This window comes from Streptomyces sp. NPDC088387 (assembly GCF_044753385.1).
Taxonomy (GTDB): domain Bacteria; phylum Actinomycetota; class Actinomycetes; order Streptomycetales; family Streptomycetaceae; genus Streptomyces.
The window spans coordinates 496,949-514,582 of record NZ_JBIVNC010000004.1; the positions used below are offsets into that span (position 1 = coordinate 496,949).

17 protein-coding genes are annotated in these 17,634 nt (G+C 71.3%); 5 read left to right on the plus strand and 12 right to left on the minus strand.

The features are described 5' to 3' along the window. The first annotated feature begins 26 nt into the window (after positions 1 to 26). Entirely contained in the window at positions 27 to 1,049 is a 1,023-nt protein-coding gene (locus ACIQAC_RS13750) for an iron-siderophore ABC transporter substrate-binding protein (RefSeq protein WP_402190194.1), read from the plus strand. A 117-nt stretch (positions 1,050 to 1,166) separates the two neighbouring features. Here ACIQAC_RS13750 and ACIQAC_RS13755 read toward each other — a convergent pair whose 3' ends face one another. Beyond that, on the minus strand, positions 1,167 to 1,433 hold the full coding sequence (locus tag ACIQAC_RS13755) for a GlsB/YeaQ/YmgE family stress response membrane protein (protein WP_402190197.1): 267 nt from the start codon (positions 1,431 to 1,433) through the stop codon (positions 1,167 to 1,169). Between the two features lie 197 nt (positions 1,434 to 1,630). Between ACIQAC_RS13755 and ACIQAC_RS13760 the strand changes: the two genes are divergently transcribed. Together ACIQAC_RS13760 and ACIQAC_RS13765 are read left to right on the plus strand one after the other, a co-directional pair. Then, positions 1,631 to 2,878, plus strand: a complete 1,248-nt coding sequence (locus ACIQAC_RS13760; protein ID WP_402190199.1) for an APC family permease — start codon at positions 1,631 to 1,633, stop codon at positions 2,876 to 2,878. A 213-nt stretch (positions 2,879 to 3,091) separates the two neighbouring features. Then, positions 3,092 to 3,493 carry a YccF domain-containing protein gene (locus ACIQAC_RS13765; RefSeq protein ID WP_402190201.1) on the plus strand — a complete coding sequence of 134 codons (402 nt, stop codon included), beginning with the start codon at positions 3,092 to 3,094 and terminating at the stop codon, positions 3,491 to 3,493. 82 nt (positions 3,494 to 3,575) lie between these two features. On the opposite strand, the gene htpX is transcribed toward ACIQAC_RS13765, so the two are convergent. The 11 genes from htpX to ACIQAC_RS13820 all read right to left on the minus strand — a co-directional run bounded on the left by htpX (position 3,576) and on the right by ACIQAC_RS13820 (position 14,498). Next, on the minus strand, positions 3,576 to 4,439 hold the full coding sequence (gene htpX / locus ACIQAC_RS13770; protein WP_402190203.1) for a zinc metalloprotease HtpX: 864 nt from the start codon (positions 4,437 to 4,439) through the stop codon (positions 3,576 to 3,578). A gap of 218 nt (positions 4,440 to 4,657) precedes the next feature. Continuing rightward, positions 4,658 to 6,181, minus strand: a complete 1,524-nt coding sequence (locus tag ACIQAC_RS13775; RefSeq protein WP_402190205.1) for an NADH-quinone oxidoreductase subunit N — start codon at positions 6,179 to 6,181, stop codon at positions 4,658 to 4,660. Then, positions 6,178 to 7,752: a NuoM family protein gene (locus ACIQAC_RS13780; protein ID WP_402190207.1), complete on the minus strand. Its 1,575-nt coding sequence runs from the start codon at positions 7,750 to 7,752 to the stop codon at positions 6,178 to 6,180. The genes ACIQAC_RS13775 and ACIQAC_RS13780 overlap by 4 nt, the downstream gene beginning before the upstream one ends. Before the next feature lie 6 nt (positions 7,753 to 7,758). After that, positions 7,759 to 9,753: an NADH-quinone oxidoreductase subunit L gene (locus tag ACIQAC_RS13785; RefSeq protein ID WP_402190209.1), complete on the minus strand. Its 1,995-nt coding sequence runs from the start codon at positions 9,751 to 9,753 to the stop codon at positions 7,759 to 7,761. Next, positions 9,750 to 10,142: an NADH-quinone oxidoreductase subunit NuoK gene (gene nuoK / locus ACIQAC_RS13790; protein WP_402190210.1), complete on the minus strand. Its 393-nt coding sequence runs from the start codon at positions 10,140 to 10,142 to the stop codon at positions 9,750 to 9,752. Before nuoK ends, ACIQAC_RS13785 begins: the two co-directional genes overlap by 4 nt. Beyond that, positions 10,142 to 10,789 (minus strand): NADH-quinone oxidoreductase subunit J, encoded by a 648-nt coding sequence (locus ACIQAC_RS13795; RefSeq protein WP_402190726.1) that lies wholly within the window; start codon positions 10,787 to 10,789, stop codon positions 10,142 to 10,144. The genes nuoK and ACIQAC_RS13795 overlap by 1 nt, the downstream gene beginning before the upstream one ends. Before the next feature lie 23 nt (positions 10,790 to 10,812). Then, positions 10,813 to 11,367 carry a NuoI/complex I 23 kDa subunit family protein gene (locus tag ACIQAC_RS13800; protein ID WP_402190212.1) on the minus strand — a complete coding sequence of 185 codons (555 nt, stop codon included), beginning with the start codon at positions 11,365 to 11,367 and terminating at the stop codon, positions 10,813 to 10,815. Between the two features lie 2 nt (positions 11,368 to 11,369). Then, positions 11,370 to 12,338, minus strand: coding sequence for an NADH-quinone oxidoreductase subunit H (locus tag ACIQAC_RS13805; protein ID WP_402190215.1), 969 nt, complete (start codon positions 12,336 to 12,338; stop codon positions 11,370 to 11,372). Then, complete coding sequence (locus tag ACIQAC_RS13810) at positions 12,335 to 13,444, minus strand: NADH-quinone oxidoreductase subunit C (protein ID WP_402190216.1); 1,110 nt, start codon at positions 13,442 to 13,444, stop codon at positions 12,335 to 12,337. Before ACIQAC_RS13810 ends, ACIQAC_RS13805 begins: the two co-directional genes overlap by 4 nt. Beyond that, positions 13,441 to 14,100 carry an NADH-quinone oxidoreductase subunit B gene (locus tag ACIQAC_RS13815; protein ID WP_402190219.1) on the minus strand — a complete coding sequence of 220 codons (660 nt, stop codon included), beginning with the start codon at positions 14,098 to 14,100 and terminating at the stop codon, positions 13,441 to 13,443. The genes ACIQAC_RS13810 and ACIQAC_RS13815 overlap by 4 nt, the downstream gene beginning before the upstream one ends. Further along, complete coding sequence (locus ACIQAC_RS13820) at positions 14,091 to 14,498, minus strand: NADH-quinone oxidoreductase subunit A (protein WP_402190220.1); 408 nt, start codon at positions 14,496 to 14,498, stop codon at positions 14,091 to 14,093. Before ACIQAC_RS13820 ends, ACIQAC_RS13815 begins: the two co-directional genes overlap by 10 nt. Before the next feature lie 190 nt (positions 14,499 to 14,688). On the opposite strand from ACIQAC_RS13820, the gene ACIQAC_RS13825 reads away from it, so the two are divergent. Beyond that, a complete protein-coding gene (locus ACIQAC_RS13825; protein ID WP_402190222.1) occupies positions 14,689 to 15,924 on the plus strand; it encodes a sensor histidine kinase in 1,236 nt (411 codons plus the stop codon). A 229-nt stretch (positions 15,925 to 16,153) separates the two neighbouring features. After that, complete coding sequence (locus ACIQAC_RS13830) at positions 16,154 to 17,488, plus strand: sensor histidine kinase (protein ID WP_402190224.1); 1,335 nt, start codon at positions 16,154 to 16,156, stop codon at positions 17,486 to 17,488. The last annotated feature ends 146 nt before the right edge of the window (positions 17,489 to 17,634 follow it).

Below are 17,634 nucleotides of genomic sequence, written 5' to 3' on the forward strand. Positions count from 1 at the left end.
GGGCCACACAGAAAGTGCCAGCCACCATGTCCTCGAACCCTCCCGCCCTCCGCGCGCGCCGAACGTGGCGCGTCGTCACGGGCGCGCTGCTCGCCGCGCTGCTCGGCACCGTCGCCGCCTGCGGTTCCTCCTCGGACGATTCCGACTCCGCCGGCTCCTCCGCTCCTTCCTCGTCCGGGGCGTTCCCCGCGGACATCGCCACCAAGTTCGGTACGGTCACCGTCAAGTCGCAGCCCCAACGCGTCGTGGCCCTGGGCTGGGGCGACGCGGAGACCGCGCTCGCGCTCGGGGTGCAGCCGGTGGGCCAGAGCGACTGGCTGGCGTTCGGCGGCGACGGTGTCGGCCCCTGGGCCAAGGACCTGTACGACAAGAGCCCCCAGAAGATCGGCACGCTGGAGCTCGAGTACGAGAAGATCGCGGCCCTGAAGCCCGACCTGATCCTCGACGTCAAGTCCAGTGGCGACCAGACGCGTTACGACACGCTCAGCAAGATCGCGCCGACCGTCGGGGTGCCGAAGGACGGCGACCAGTACAAGATCTCGTGGCAGCAGCAGACCACGATGATCTCGCAGGCGCTGGGGCTCACCACCGAGGGCAAAGAGCTGATCACCGGCACCGAGGCGAAGTTCGCCGCCTCCGCGAAGGCGCACCCCGAGTTCAAGGACAAGACCATCACGGTCGGCTCCCGCACCTCCGACGGCTGGGGCGCCTACGTGCACGGCACCGGCCGGCTCGACTTCATGGAGGCGCTGGGCTTCCGCAACAACCCTCAGGTCGAGGCCAAGGCCGGGACCGCGTTCTCCGTGAAGGTCTCCGAGGAGAACCTCGAAATGCTCGACGCGGACCTGATCGTGATGGCGCCCATCGGGGTCGAGGCCTCGAAGATCAGCTCGGATCCGCTGTACAAGTCGCTGCCCGCGGTCGGGGCCGGCCACTCGGTGGTCTTCGACGACCCCGATCTGAGCCAGTCCTTCGCCACCAACTCCGTTCTGTCGGTGGGGTACGCGCTGGAGAACGTCGTGCCGCTGTTCGCGGAGGCCATGAAGTAGGACACGGTCCCCGGGCGGGGAGGGCGGGTGCCTGTCGGGTGCCCGCACTTCGCGCGTCCGGCGTCCCACGTTCCGCGTCCCGTGTCCGGCGCCCGGCGTCCGGCCCCTCCGCCCCGCTCAGCTGCGTGAGTTGCCGAACAGCAGGCGGTAGACGATCAGCAGGACGAGCGAGCCGCCTATCGCCGCCGCCCAGGTCGCGCCGTCGTAGAAGTCCTTGGTGATCGGGTGGTCCAGCCAGCGGGCCGAGATCCAGCCGCCGACGAACGCACCCGCGATGCCGATGACGGTCGTGCCGATGAAACCGCCGGGGTCGCGGCCCGGCAGCAGGACCTTGGCGACGACGCCGGCCAACAGTCCGAGGATGATCCAGCTGATGATGCCCATGCCGTGAACCTGCCCTTCCGCACCGCGCCCCAGCTGTCCCCACCCTGTGATCTTCGTCCGGTCGGGCTGTGCTCGGGCCGTGCGTCGTGCTGTTGAGGTCGCGCCGCGATGTTCGCCGATTGTGTGTTCGCAACGCGTTGGTGAGGAGGACGTCGCCCCGGTGCCCGGTGGTTGCAGTGATCAGTAGGGTGCGGCGCATGACACAGTCCTCCGGCTCCGAGCTGCGGCGCACGCTGGGTGTCGGCGACGCCGTGGTCATCGGGCTCGGCTCGATGATCGGTGCCGGGATCTTCGCCGCGCTGGGTCCCGCGGCCCGTGCGGCCGGCTCGGGCCTGCTGCTCGGGCTCGCTCTCGCCGCCGTCGTCGCGTACTGCAACGCGACGTCCTCGGCACGGCTCGCCGCCCTGTACCCGGCGTCGGGCGGAACGTATGTGTACGGGCGCGAACGGCTCGGCCCCTTCTGGGGGTACCTCGCCGGCTGGTCGTTCGTGGTCGGCAAAACGGCCTCCTGTGCCGCGATGGCGCTCACCGTGGGCGCGTATGTGTGGCCCGGGCAGGCGCACGCCGTGGCGGTGGCGGCCGTGGTGGCGCTGACCGCGGTGAACTACGGCGGCGTCCAGAAGTCGGCCTGGCTGACCCGGGCGATCGTGGCGGTGGTGCTGGCTGTCCTCGCTCTCGTGGTGGTCGTGTCTCTGGGGTCCGGCGAGTCGGACGCCGGGCGGCTGGACATCGGGGCGTCCGGCGGGATCGGCGGGGTGCTCCAGGCGGCCGGTCTGCTGTTCTTCGCGTTCGCCGGATACGCGCGTATCGCGACCCTCGGTGAGGAGGTGCGCGATCCCGCGCGCACGATTCCCCGCGCGATTCCGCTGGCGCTCGGCATCACCCTGGTCGTGTACGCGTGCGTGGCGGTCGCCGTTCTCCCGGTGCTGGGTTCGGCGGGTCTGGGTGGGGCGAGCGCGCCGCTCGCGGACGCCGTACGGGCGGCCGGTGTGCCGGGGCTTGTGCCGGTGGTGCGGGTGGGCGCCGCCGTGGCCGCGCTGGGCTCGCTGCTCGCCCTGATCCTCGGTGTCTCGCGGACCACGCTCGCCATGGCCCGCGACCGGTATCTGCCCGGCGCGCTGGCGGTGGTGCACCCGCGCCTCCAGGTGCCGCACCGCGCGGAGCTGGCCGTCGGCGCGGTGGTCGCGGTCCTGGCCGCCACGGTGGATGTACGGGGTGCCATCGGCTTCTCCTCCTTCGGTGTGCTGGCGTACTACGCCGTGGCCAACGCCTCGGCCTGGACGCTCGGTTCGTCGCTCCGGGCCCGTCTGGTGCCGGCGCTCGGACTTCTCGGATGCCTGGTCCTGGCGTTCGCACTGCCGGCGGTCTCCGTGCTGGTGGGCGCGGGTGTACTGGCGGTGGGGGTGGGCGTGTACGGGATTCGGCGGTGGACCGCGGGGCGATAGGGCGGCTTGGGCTCCGTCATGCATTCATGGTGCCGGGCGGGGCCGACAACGTGGTGCGCCTGTGGATAACCAGGGGGCTGTGGATTCGCAGGGCTGTGGAAAACGTGGCTCACACCGCGCCCACATGGCCCGTTGCGTTTCCCGGCGCCCGGGCAGACGCGGGATACTGGCTGGTAAGGCAGGCCCGAGCGGTACCGCGAAGGGGCAGTGACAGTGAAAATCATCAATCTGATCCTCAACGTCATCTGGTTGGTCTTCAGCGGGATCTGGCTGGCGCTCGCCTACACCGTGGCGGCAATCATCTGCTTCGTGCTGATCGTGACCATCCCGTTCGGCGTCGCCGCGCTGCGGATCGCCGGCTTTGTGATCTGGCCGTTCGGTCGGACCGCCGTCCGCAAACCGGGTGCCGGGGCGCCCTCGCTCGTCGGCAACGTCGTCTGGGTCGTCTTCGCGGGCTGGTGGCTCGCCCTCGGTCACATCGTCACGAGCATCCCGCTGTTCATCTCGATCATCGGGATCCCGTTCGGCTGGGCGAACCTCAAGCTGATCCCGATCTCCCTGATGCCGCTCGGGCACGAGGTCGTCCCGACCGACCGGGGATTCGGCGGGCGCTGATCCGGCCGGCGCTGATCCGACGGGAGCTGATCCGACGGGAGCTGATCCGACGGCCGGGCAGGCGGTGCCGGGCCCGCCGGGCCTACTGCCCGCCGCCTGCCATGCGCTCCAGGCGGGCGATGCGCTCCGCCATCGGCGGATGCGTCGAGAAGATCTTGGAGAGGCCCTGACCCGGCCGGAACGGGTTCGCGATCATCATGTGGCTCGCGGTCTCGATCCGGGGCTCGGGCGGCAGCGGAAGCTGCTTGGTGCCCGCGTCCAGCTTGCGCAGGGCCGCCGCCAGGGCGAGCGGGTCACCGGTGAGCTGGGCGCCGGAGGCGTCCGCCTCGTACTCCCGGGAACGGCTGATGGCGAGCTGGATGACGGTGGCCGCGAGCGGGCCCAGGATCATGATCAGCAGCATGCCGAGGAGGCCCGGACCGTCGTCGTCGTCCGAGCGGCCGATCGGGATCAGCCAGGCGAAGTTGACCAGGAACATGATCACGGAGGCGAGGGCGCCGGCGACCGAGGAGATCAGGATGTCCCGGTTGTAGACGTGGCTCAGCTCGTGGCCGATGACCCCGCGCAGTTCGCGTTCGTCCAGGAGGCGCAGGATGCCGTCCGTGCAGCACACCGCCGCGTTGCGCGGGTTGCGGCCGGTCGCGAAGGCGTTCGGTGCCTCGGTCGGCGAGATGTACAGCCGGGGCATCGGCTGACGGGCCTGCGTGGAGAGCTCACGCACCATGCGGTACAGCGCCGGGGCCTCGAACTCGCTCACCGGGCGGGCACGCATCGCGCGTAGCGCCAGTTTGTCGCTGTTCCAGTACGCGTACGCGTTTGTCCCGAGGGCGATCAGAACCGCGACGACAAGCCCCGTACGACCGAAGAAGCTGCCGATGACGATGATGAGTGCGGACAGTCCCCCGAGGAGTACGGCGGTCCTGAGCCCGTTGTGCCGGCGGTGCACGGTACGCCCTCCAAGCGGTGCGGCAGGGGAACCCCTTGCTGTTCTGATCTGCGATGCCACCGGTGCCGTGGTGTCACGTCCAGTGGACCCTCCCGCTTTCGTCAACGCCAGGCGAAGGCCACTAGTTCCCTTTTGCGTGCGAGGGCGCGCGTGAGCCGTCCAGGTGACACGTTGGGTCTGCCGGTACGCGCGCGGGTACGCGCGGGTCGGTCCGGGCGTCAGAACAGGCTGGTGTCCGCGAAGCGCAGGACCAGTTGCGGTGCGCCCGACAGGGCGATGCCGACGGCCGCCGTGAGCGCGATCGCCGCCGTGACGGGCGCGGGAGCGCGGTGTGCGGCGGGGGCGCCCTCGGGGGCGCGGAACAGCAGGGCCGTCCACTGGAGGTAGTAGTACAGGGCGATCACGACGTTGACGGCCATGACGACGGCCAGCCAGCCGAGGCCCGCGTCGACGGCCGCGGAGAAGACGGTCACCTTGGCGAAGAGGCCGATGATGCCCGGCGGCAGTCCGGCCAGGCAGAGCAGGAAGAAGGCCAGGAGCAGCGCGGTGAGCGGGTTCGTGGCGTACAGGCCGCGGTAGTCCGACACGCGGTTGAGGAGCCGCGTACGGCCCACCAGTGCGGCCACCGCGAAGGCGCCCAGGTTCACGGCGCCGTACATGAGGGCGTAGGCGACGGTGGAGCCGACGGAGTGCTCGGCGTCGTCGGAGTACGCGGCGGCGGCGATCGGGACCAGGAGGTAGCCGGCCTGGCCGACGGAGGACCAGGCGAGCAGGCGGACGGCGCTGTACGCGCGCGTGGCCCGCTGTCGCAGGGCACCGGCGTTGCCGACGGTCATGGTGAGGGCGGCGAGGACGGCCAGTGCCGGGCCCCAGACGTCGGCGTACGACGGCAGGGCGATCACGGTGACGAGGACCAGGCCGGAGAAGCCGACCGCCTTGCCGACGACCGACAGATAGGCGGCGATCGGCAGGGGGGCGCCCACATAGGTGTCGGGCACCCAGAAGTGGAACGGCACGGCGGCGGTCTTGAAGGCGAAGCCGATGAGGGTCAGCGCCACGCCGGTCTGCGTGAGGGTGTGGAGCTGTCCGTCCACGTTCTGGATCCGCTCGGCGATCTGCGTGAGGTAGAGGGTGCCGGTGGAGGCGTACACGAAGCTGATGCCCATGAGGCTGACCGCGGTCGCGGTGACCGAGGACAGGAAGAACTTCAGGGCCGCCTCGGAGGACTTCCGGTCGCCGTGGCGCAGGCCCACGAGGGCGAAGGCCGGCAGGGAGGCGACCTCCAGGGCGACGATGAGGGTGGCCAGGTCGCGGGAGGCGGGCAGCAGGGCGGCACCGGCGGCGGAGGACAGCAGCAGGAACCAGTACTCGCCCTCGGGCAGTCCCCCGCGCGCGTCCTTGAGGGCGGTGACCGACAGCAGGGCGGTCAGGAGGGCGCCGCCGAGGACGAGCAGCTGGATGACGAGGGTGAACCGGTCCGCGGTGTAGCTGCACACGCGCGGGTCGCCGGTGAGGCAGAAGGTGGAGCGGTCGCCGTCCAGGAGCGGCAGCAGCATCAGCGTGGCGGCGGCGAGGCCGGCCACGGACAGCCAGCCCAGCAGCGTCTTCTTCCTGTCGTCGACGAACAGGTCGGTGACGAGGACGGCGAGTCCCACCACGGCCGCGATGGTGGGCGGTGCGATGGCGAGCCAGTCGACGGACTGGACCACGGACGCGGCCTGCGGCAGGGCGAGGGCGCTCATCGGGTGCCTCCTGCGAGGAGCTGCTGCACGGCCGGGTCGGTGAGGCCGAGGAGGGTCTTGGGCCACAGTCCGGCGACGACGGTGAGGGCGACGAGCGGGGTCCAGGCCGCGAACTCGTAGGACTGCACGTCCGTGAGGGCGGGGGCGTCGTGGGGGACGCCGCCCATGCAGACGCGGCGGACCACAACGAGCAGGTACGCGGCGGTCAGCAGCGTGCCGAACGCGGCGACCGACATGAACGTCAGGAAGGCGGGCCGGTTGAGCCCTTCGGCCGGGTCGAACGCGCCGAACAGGGCCAGCATCTCGCCCCAGAACCCGGCGAGACCGGGCAGGCCGAGCGAGGCGACCGCGCCGAACGCGAGCAGGCCGCCGAAGCGCGGGGCCCTGCCGTACAGCGCGGCTCCGGTCTGCTCGGCGAGCGCGTCCAGGTCGGTGGTGCCCGTACGGTCCTTCAAGGCACCGACCAGGAAGAACAGCAGGCCGGTGATGAGTCCGTGGGCGATGTTGGCGAACAGGGCGCCGTTCACGCCGGTCGGGGTCATCGTGGCGATGCCGAGCAGCACGAAGCCCATGTGGCCGACGGAGGAGAAGGCGATGAGCCGCTTCAGATCGCCCTTCGCGCCCCGCTTGGCGAGGGCGAGACAGGCCAGCGAGCCGTAGATGATCCCGACGACGGCGAACGCGGCGAGGTAGGGCGCGAAGGTCCGCATCCCCTCGGGCGCCACCGGCAGCAGGATGCGGACGAACCCGTACGTGCCCATCTTCAGCAGCACGCCGGCCAGCAGGACCGAGCCGACGGTCGGCGCGGCGGTGTGCGCGTCGGGCAGCCAGCTGTGCAACGGCCACATCGGGGTCTTGACCGCGAGCCCGATCCCGATCGCCAGAACGGCGATGACCTGCACGGACGTGGTCAGCGACCGGCCGTTGTCAGTGGCGAGTGCCACCATGTCGAATGTGCCCGCGTTGATTCCGATCAGCAGCAGGCCGAGCAGCATGACCACGGATCCGAGCAGCGTGTACAGGATGAACTTCCAGGCCGCCTCGGCCCGGCCCTCGCCGCCCCACCGGGCGATGAGGAAGTACATCGGGATCAGCACCATCTCGAAGGCGAGGAAGAACAGCAGCAGGTCGAGGACGGCGAAGCTGGCGAGGGTGCCGGACTCCAGGACGAGCACGAGTGCGACGAAGGCCTTCGGGGTCGGGCCCGACGGCATCCTGAAGTACGAGTAGAGCGCGCAGAGGAACGTCAGCAGCGCGGTCATGACCAGAAGGGGGAGGGAAATGCCGTCGATGCCGAGGTGGATCCGCACGTCGAGCGCGGGGATCCAGCTGATGTCCGTACTGGCCTGCATCCTCGACGGCTGGTCGTGGTCGAAGCCGAGCACGAGGACGATCGTCGCCAGGAGGACCGCGCCGGTCACGGTCACGCCGTGGCGCAGTACGGCCTGGTCGGGCGACTTCCCCTTCAGTCCGGGCGGTGCCGGCAGCAGGGCGGCGACGGCCCCGAGAAGCGGGCCGACGACGACGAACGCGAGAAGGAACTGCATCACGGACTCGCTGATATCGATCACGCCTGCTCACGCTCCCGTGGCGAAGAGGACGGCGGCGACCGCGAGGACCACGGTGCCGGCGAGCAGCGCGCTCACATAGGTCTGCACATTGCCGGTCTGGGCCCGCCGTACGGCCTCGCCCAGCCAGCGCGGTAGCGCTCCGGCTCCGCGTACGTAGGTGTCGACGACCTCACGGTCCAGGAACCGGACAAGACCGGCCGCGGCCCGCACCGGGCGGACGAACAGCACCGAGTACAGGGCGTCGACGTGGAAGCCGGCGGCCGCGTGGCGGTGCAGTGGGCCGAGCAGGAGCCGTCCCGGGTCCGCCTGGTCGGGCGCCGACGCGATGTCTCCGTAGGCGGGTTCGTGGCTGGCGATCGCCTCGGCCTCGACGAGTCCCGGGTCGCCCTCGGGGTGGGCGGCGACCGCGCCCATCGGGGTACGGGTCACGAGCGCGGCCGTGTGGCGCCAGGCGGTGTAGGTGACGATGCCGCCGACCAGCGCGACCCCGGTGCCGAGCACCGAGGTGGTGAGGGTCGGAGCGAGGTCGCCGCCGTCGAACCAGCCCTGGAGCCCCTTGTAGGCGAACCCGCCGAAGGCGAGCGAGGGGGCCGTCAGGACCCAGAGCACCAGGGTCATGGCGAGCGGCTGGCGGCCGTGGTCCGGGGCCTCCTCGCCGCGGCCGCGGAAGGCGAGCAGCCACAGGCGCATCGCGTACGCGGCGGTGAGCAGGGCGGCGGCGAGTCCGGCGACCAGGACGATCCAGCCGGCGGCGCCGGGGACGTGCGCACCGTGGCCCGCGGTGACCTCCTCGGCGGCGCCGAGGACGGACTCCTTGGAGAAGAAGCCGCTGAACGGCGGGATCGCGGCGAGCGCGAGCAGCGCCACGGTCATCGTCCAGTAGGCGTCGGGGACGCGTTCGCGCAGGTCGCGCATGCGGGACATGGCGGCGAGCGAGTTGGTGCCGGCGGCGTGGATGATCACGCCGGCGGCGAGGAACAGCAGCGCCTTGAAGGCGCCGTGGGACAGGAGGTGGAAGACGGCGGCGCCGCGGTCGCCGACGGCGAGGGCACCGGTCATGTAGCCCAGCTGGCCGATCGTCGAGTACGCGAGGACGCGTTTGATGTCGTCCTGGGCGAGGGCGGCGAGGCCCGAGCCGGCCATGGTGATGCCGGCCATGATCGCGAGGACGACCATCGCGGCCGAGGAGGCGAGGAAGACGGGGAGGAGCCGGGCGACGAAGTAGACACCGGCGGCGACCATCGTCGCGGCGTGGATCAACGCGGAGACGGGGGTGGGGCCGGCCATCGCGTCGGGGAGCCAGGTGTGCAGCGGGAACTGGGCCGACTTGCCCGCGACGCCCGCGAGGAGAAGGAGGGCGATCAGGGTCGGGTGGTCGAGGCCGCCGTCCGCGACGGTTTCGAGGATCTTGGTGATCCGGAAGGAGCCGGCGTCGGTGGCGAGCGCGAACAGACCGATGAGGAAGGGGACATCGCCGAGCTTGGTGACGAGGAAGGCCTTGAGGGAGGCGGCGCGGGCCTCCGGGGTCTCCCAGTAGTGGCCGACCAGGAAGTAGGAGCAGATGCCCATGACCTCCCAGCCGACGAGCAGCACCATCAGGTCGCCGGAGTAGACGACCAGCAGCATCGCCGCGGTGAACAGCGAGACGAGGGCCGTGTAGGAGGGGTAGCGCGGGTCGTCGCGCAGGTAGCCCATCGAGTAGATCTGCACACAGCACGCGATGAAGGCGACGAGGACGGCGACGAGTGCGGCGAAGCCGTCGATGTGCAGGGCGAGTTCGACGGGGACCGAGCCGGTGGGTGTGAGTTCGGTGGCCGCGTCGATGGGGTCGTCGCCGCTCTGGTGGACGGCGACCAGCACGGTGAGGACCAGCGAGACGAGCGGCGGCAGGACCGCGAGCGGGCGGACGAAGCCGGGGCTCGTGCGGCCGACGGCGAGGCCGGCTGCGGCGCCCAGGAAGGGAAGGAGGGGGACGAGGACGGCGAGGGTGATCGTGGTCACGCGGTGGCCTCAGCCTTCTCGGCGGCCGGGTCGGTCGCGGGGAGACCGCTGTCCGTGCCGTCGCTCTCGTGGCCCTCGGCGGTGTCACGGAGCTTGTCGATGTCCGCGGTGCCGCGGTTGCGGTGGACGGCGAGGACGATCGCCAGGCCGATGCCGATCTCGGCGGCGGCGATGGCGATGGTGAACAGGGTCAGGGCCTGACCGGAGTGCAGGGTCTCCTCGGCGGTCCGGCTGAGCCAGACGTCGAAGGCGACGAGGTTGAGGTTGACGGCGTTGAGCATCAGCTCGACCGACATCAGGACGAGGATCGCGTTGCGGCGGGCGAGGACGCCGTAGAGGCCGGTGCAGAACAGGAGGGCCGCGAGGACGGCGGGATAGGCGAGGTGCATCAGCGGGCGCCTTCCTGGTCGGCGGCGTCTGCGGCGTCTGCGGCACCCGCGTCCACGCCGGCATCCACGTCCACGCCGGCACCCGCCTCCTCCGCGGCCGTCGTCGCCTTGGCCTTGGCCTTGCGGGACAGCACGATCGCGCCGACCAGGGCGGCGAGGAGGAGGACGGAGAGGGCCTCGAAGGGCAGGACCCAGTTCTGGAAGAGGCTCTCGCCGGTGACCTTCGTGGAGCCGGAGGGGGCGCCGTCCAGGTCGATGTACGTGGTGCGGAAGGCGTCGACGACGACCCAGACCAGGGCGGCCGCGGCGGCGAGGGCGACGGCCAGGGCGGCCCAGCGGTTGCCGGAGTCGGCGTCCGGGCTGCGGCCGATGGGAGCCCTGGTCAGCATCAGACCGAACAGGAGGAGGACCACGACGGAACCGACGTAGATCAGGACCTGTACCCAGGCGATGAACTCGGCCGTGAGGAGGAGGTATTCGACGGCGAGGCCGCCGAGGGCGACCACCAGCCACAGGGCCGCGTGCACCAGCTGCCTGGTGGTGACGGTGACCAGCGCGGCGCCGAAGGTGACCAGGCCGACCAGGAGGAAGGCGATCTCGACGCCCGTCGGGGAGAGGAAGCCCGGGGAGTCGGCGGCCGTGGTCAGTACGGCGGAGGAGGAGGCGGGGCTCACTCGTCTCCCTCCCGGGGGGCGGCCTCGGCGGTGGCGGCGAGTTTCTCGGCCGTCTTGCGGGCGGCGGCGATCTCCTTCGGTTCCTCCGCGCCGGGGTCGAGCGCCGGTGGGGCCGGGACGGTCCACATCCACTCGCGGAGCTTGTCGCGCTCGTGGGTGAGTTCGTGGATGTCGGTCTCGGCGTACTCGAACTCCGGGGACCAGAACAGGGCGTCGAAAGGACAGACCTCGATGCAGATACCGCAGTACATGCACAGGGAGAAGTCGATGGCGAAGCGGTCGAGGACGTTGCGGCTGCGCTCACGGCCGCCCGGGGCCGCCGCCGGGACCGTCTCCTTGTGGGAGTCGATGTAGATGCACCAGTCGGGGCACTCGCGGGCGCACAGCATGCAGACCGTGCAGTTCTCCTCGAACAGGCCGATCACGCCGCGGGTGCGGGGCGGCAGGTCGGGCTGGACGTCGGGGTACTGCTCGGTGACGGACTTGCGCGTCATCGTGCGGAGGGTGACGGCCAGGCCCTTGGCGAGGCCGGAGCCCGGGAAGGGGGCCATGACTACTGGATCACCACCTTGACGACGCCGGTGAGGGCGATCTGGGCGAGGGAGAGGGGGACGAGGACGGTCCAGGCGAGCTTCTGGAGCTGGTCCTCACGCAGCCGGGGGTATGTGACGCGCAGCCAGATCACCACGAAGGCCAGCACGGCGGTCTTCAGCAGGGTCCAGACCCAGCCGAGCCCGTCGGCTCCCCAGGGTCCGTGCCAGCCACCCAGGAAGAGGACGGTGGTCAGCCCGCACAGGACAACGATTCCGGCGTACTCGGCGAGGAGGAACAGGGCGAAACGCAGGCCCGTGTACTCGGTGTACGCGCCGAAGATGATCTCGGAGTCGGCGACGGGCATGTCGAAGGGCGGGCGTTGCAGCTCCGCGAGTCCCGCCACGAAGAACACGATCGCGCCGACGATCTGCCACGGCAGCCACCACCACTCGAACGCGTCGAGGATGCCGACCAGCGAGACCGTGCCGGCCGCCATGGCGACGGAGGCGGCGGTGAGCAGCATCGGGAGTTCGTAGGCGAGGAGTTGGGCGGCGGTACGCAGGCCGCCCAGGAGGGAGAACTTGTTGGCGGAGGCCCAGCCGGCCATGAGCGAGCCGAGTACGCCGACGCCCATGACGGCGAGCACGAAGAACACACCCGCGTCGATCACCTCGCCGACCGCGCCCTCGCCGGGGCCGATCGGGATGGCGAGCAGCACCATGAGGTAGGGCAGGAGGGCGACGGCGGGGGCGAGCTGGAAGACACGGCGGTCCGCGTCGGCCGGGACCACATCCTCCTTCTGCGCGAACTTCACGCCGTCGGCGACGAGTTGGGCCCAGCCGTGGAAGCCGCCGGCGTACATCGGGCCGAGGCGGCCCTGCATGTGGGCCATCACCTTGTGCTCGGTCTGACCGACGAGCAGGGGGAAGGTGAGGAACACGACGAAGACGATCAGGAGTCGCAGGGCGACGTCGAGAGCGTCGTTCACTGCCGGCCTCCTTCCGGGTCTTCGGGGGTGTGGGAGGTGTCGGTGGGCGCCTGAGCCGGGGCGTCCTTGTCGGAGGTCTCGTCCGGGCCCGGCTCCTCGAAGGCGGGGCGGGCGTGATGCCAAGGGGCGTCCGGGCTGCCGGTGGTGGGGATGGCCACGGGAGTGCCGTCCGGCGTCTCAGCCGCCTGTTCCGCAGACTCCGGCGTCTCCGGCGTCTCTACCGACCCCGGAGTCTCTACCGACCCCGGGGTCTCCCCCGTGTCCGCCCCCGCCCGCTGTGACGTCGACCCCTCGGACGCGCTGCGGGCCCGGCGCGGGCCTGTCGGTCGCTGGGACGCGGAGCCCTCGGTGGCGCTGCGGGCCCTGCGCGGACCGGCCGCCGGGGCCGGCTCCACGGCCGGAGTCGCCTCCGCCCCCTCGGTGGCGGGCGCCGCGCTCTGCCCGGCGGACCCCTCCGCGGCCGTGCGGGTCCGCCGCGCGGGACGTTCGCCCGCCGCGCGGCCGGCTCCGCGGGCCGGGCGGGCCGGGGCGGGTGGGAGCTGGCCCTTGAGAGGGCCCCACTCGTTGGGGTCGGGGACGCCGGGCGGCAGCATCTGGCGGCGTTTGGGGCCGCCGTGCTCCGACTCGCCGGGTTCCTTGGCGCCGGGCCAGGCCTTGGCGACGCGGGCGGCGAGGACGAAGTCCTTGCGCAGGGGGTGTCCCTCGAAGGTGTCGGGGAGCAGGAGGTGGTCGAGCGCCGGGTGGCCCTCGAAGCGGACGCCGAACATCTCGTGGGTCTCGCGCTCGTGCCAGGCGGCGCCCGCGTAGACGTCGACGGCGGACGGGAGTACGGGCGCGTCGTGCGGGACGGTGGTGCGCAGCAGCAGCCGGCGTACGGGTGCGAGGGCGACGACGTGGGCGGCGACGCGGAAGCCGGTGCCGGGTTCGTCGACGGCGCTGAGCCAGTCGAAGTAGCCGCAGCCCAGCGCGTCGCGGGCGGTGCGCAGGGCGTTGGTCCAGGCGGCGGGCGGTACGTCCACGGTGAGGACCGCGTACGACTCCTCCGCCGTGGCCCCGTCGCCGAAGAGCTCCTCGGCGGGGGACGGCAGCCAGCCGACGGCGGTCACCGGGCGTCCCCCGCGGGGGCCGGCGGCCGGACCAGTCCGCTCTGGAGGGCCGCGGCGGAGGGCCGGACGGTGCCGTAGCGCTCGCTGAGCGACTCGCGGGCGATCTTCTCCTGGAGCTTGAGGATGCCCTGGAGCAGCGCCTCGGGGCGGGGCGGGCAGCCGGGGACGTAGACGTCGACGGGGATGATCTGGTCGACGCCCTTGGTCACGGAGTACGAGTCCCAGTAGGGGCCGCCGCAGTTGGAGCAGGCGCCGAAGGAGATGACGTACTTCGGCTCGGGCATCTGCTCGTACAGGCGTTTGACGGCTGGGGCCATCTTGTCGGTGACGGTGCCGGAGACGACCATCAGGTCGGCCTGGCGGGGGCCCGGCGCGAAGGGGATGACGCCGAGGCGGATGAAGTCGTGGCGGGCCATGGACGCGGCGATGAACTCGATGGCGCAGCAGGCGAGGCCGAAGTTGAAGACCCAGAGCGAGTAGCGGCGGCCCCAGTTGAGGACGACCTTCATCGGCTCGGGGGCGAGCCGGGAGAGGACGCCGAGGCGTTTCGGCTCGGGCAGGTACACCGGCCCCGCCTCCGGAACCGGCCCCACCTCCGGAGCCGGCTGCGGCGAGGCGGAGGGCGAAGGCGAGGTCACTTCTGGCGTCACGTCCATTCCAGGACCCCCTTCTTGTAGGCGTAGAGCAGGCCGACGGTGAGGAAGCCGAGGAAGACGAACATCTCGACCAGCGTCGTCCAGCCGTAGTCGGGATCGGCGAAGACCGTCGCCCAGGGGAAGAGGAAGATCGAGTCGACGGCGAAGATGACGTAGAGGAAGGCGTACACGTAGTAGCGGACCTGGGTGTGGGCCCAGCCGTCGCCGACGGGGTCGACTCCGCACTCGTACGTCAGGAGCTTCTCGGGGGTGGGTACGACGGGGCGCAGCAGACGTCCGGCCCCGAAGGCCACGGCGACGAACAGCACGCCGACGACGGCGAGCAGTCCGACGACCGAGTAGGACTGGAAGTAGTCCGCCGCGACGACCGCAGTCGGTTCGACGGTCGGTTCCCTCACGTCCGTCCCTCGCTCCCTGGCTCACCGTGAACGGCCCGTTCGACGATCTGTACGCACGGGAGTCTAGGCCCTGCTAAAGGCACCGTAAGCAGCCTGTCAGGGCTCGTGACGCGGGGGTGGGGTTTTCCTCAGTCGAACCGGGCGGTCCACCTCATGGCGTGCGGGCCCGCGGCCGGGCACGCTGGCTTGTATGACCGAACGAATCCCGCCTCCGGGCACCTCGGCCGGCCCGGCCGCCCAGGGTGTCCGGCCAGGTGACGGCGGCCTGGCCGACGCCGACGACCGCCTCCCACCGCCCCGTCTGGGGTACGAGACCGCCACCTGGAAGGAGATCGCGCATCTCCTCACCAACCTGCCCCTGGCGCTGGTCGGCTTCGTCTACGCGACGACGATGCTGGCCACCAGCGCGATGCTGACCGTGACCGTGATCGGGTTCCCGCTGCTCGCGGTGGGTCTGATGGGGGCGCGCCAGCTGGGCCGGATGGAGCGGGCGCGGGCGCGGGCCCTGCTCGGGGTGCGGGTGGACGAGCCGAGTCCGCTGCCGTGGCGGGGCCGGCAGGAGGGCGGGTTCTTCGCCCGGATGTGGATGGGCCTCAAGGACCCGGTGGGCTGGCGGACGTTCCTGTACGAGGTCATACGTCTGCCGTGGGGCATCGTGACCTTCGTCATCACGCTGACGGGTCTGTTCGTGCTGTGGCCGGTGCTGCCGTTCATCGCCCGGGGTCTGACCAACGTGGACCGGGCGCTGGTGCGTGGACTCCTTTCGCCGTCGGACGAGTTGGAGCGGCGGATCGCCGAGCTGGAGTCCGACCGGGGCATCGTGGTCGACACGGCCGCGGCCGATCTGCGGCGCATCGAGCGGGATCTGCACGACGGGGCGCAGGCCCGCCTGGTTAATCTGGCGATGGGGCTGGGTCTGGCCAAGGAGAAGCTCCTGGAGGACCCGGACACGGCCGCGATGATGGTCGACGAGGCGCACGGCGAGGTGAAGTTGGCCCTTCAGGAGCTGCGGGATCTCGCGCGGGGCATCCATCCGGCCGTGCTCACCGACCGGGGTCTGGACGCGGCGCTGTCGTCGGTCGCCTCGCGGTGCACGGTGCCGGTGAAGGTGACGGTCGATCTGGTGGACAGACCGGCCGAGGCCATCGAGGGCATCGCCTACTTCACGGTGTCGGAGCTGCTTCAGAACGTCAGCAAGCACAGCGCGGCCAGGTCCGCCGCGGTGGATGTGTGGCGCACCGAGGAGCGGCTGCTGATACAGGTCACGGACGACGGACAGGGCGGCGCGAGCCTCGACGGCGGCACGGGCATGCGGGGCCTGGCCGACCGGCTGGGTGCCGTGGACGGCCTGTTCGTCGTGGACTCCCCCCAAGGCGGTCCCACGACCATCACGGCGGAGCTGCCGTGGCGGGAGCGGAGGGCCTAGCCGGCCGGTCCTGCGGGAGCGGGGCGGCACCGGGGGGGAGCCCTCGGTGCCGCCCCGCCGCCGTGTTGGGCGGGGTGACGGGCGGGGTGACGGGCGGGGTAGGGAAAACCCCCCGTTCAAGAGGCCGACGGACTCCATGGTTCGGCGACGGCGGAAACAGCAGGCTGGAGGCATCAACAGAGAACGGTCCAGGGACCGGTGGCGAGCGAGAGGGAACGGGACGACGGCGATGACCACTTCGGAGTACGGACACGATTTCGGGGCCGGGTTCGGGCACCGGGGCGGGCGGCGGCTGCCGGCCGGGATACGGGCGCCGTTCGAGGCGCGGGCCTGGCGGGAGTTCCTGTATGTGCTGCTCAGCCTGCCGATCAGCATTGTGCTGTTCACCTACGCCGTCACGATGTTCTCGCTGGGTGTGGGACTGCTGGTGACGTTCCTCGGTGTTCCGGTCCTGGCGGCCGCGCTGGTGGGCTGCCGGGGCATCGGTTCGCTGGAGCGGACCAGGGCGCGCGGGCTGCTCCAGCTCGACGTGGCCGCTCCCGAGCCGTTGCGGGTGCGCAAGGGTGGCCCGCTGGCCTGGATGTGGGCCGTCCTCAAGAGCGGTTCGTCCTGGCGGGCCATGTTGTACGCGGTGCTGCACCTGCCGTGGGCGGTCCTCTCGTTCGGCGTCACGGTGGCGTTCTGGTGCACGGGGTGGACGCTCATGACGTACCCGGTGTGGTTCTGGGCGCTTCCGCTGTCGGGCGGTCCGGACGGTGTCCAGCTGTACAGCGACGGCGGCAACCGGATGTACCTGGACAACCCGTTCGAGATCACGGTGACCGGGCTGCTGGGGCTGCTGTTCGTGCTGGCCTCACCGTGGATCGTGCGGGCGCTGACCACGGTGGACCGGCTGATGGTGTTCGGGCTGCTCGGCCCGTCGCAACTGGCGACGAGGGTGGAGGAGCTGGAGTCGGACCGCGGCGTCGTGGTCGACACGGCCGCCGCCGACCTGCGACGCATCGAGCGGGATCTGCACGACGGGGCACAGGCCCGGCTGGTCAATCTGGCGATGGGGCTCGGCCTGGCGAAGGAGAAGGTGACCGAGGACCCGGAGGCGGCGGCCCGGATGGTGGACGAGGCGCACGGCGAGGTGAAGACGGCGTTGCAGGAGCTGCGGGATCTGGCCCGCGGTATCCACCCGGCGGTGCTCACGGACCGGGGGCTGGACGCGGCGCTGTCCTCGGTGGCCTCGCGGTGCACGGTGCCGGTGCATGTGGACGTGGATCTGGTGGAGCGGCCGGCGCCGGCGATCGAGGGGATCGCGTACTTCACGGTGTCGGAGCTGCTCCAGAACATCAGCAAGCACTCGCGGGCCAGGACGGCGTGGGTGGACGTGTGGCGGGTGGAGAACCGGCTGATGCTCCAGGTCGTGGACGACGGGGTGGGCGGCGCGGACACCAGCGCCGGTTCGGGTCTCGCCGGGCTCGCGGGCCGGCTCGACGCGGTCGACGGGATCCTGGTGGTGGACTCGCCGGAGGGCGGCCCGACCCGGGTGACGGCGGAGCTGCCGTGGCGTCGGTGACCACGCCGTAGTGACAGACCCCGTGGGGAGGGGCGCCGCCATCGGCGCCCCTCCCACACACATGCCGTGAGCCCTGCCGGCACCCGCCCGCAGGCCCTTCGGGCACACGTGCCGCGAGCCCGTCCCGCACCCACCACCTTGGACAG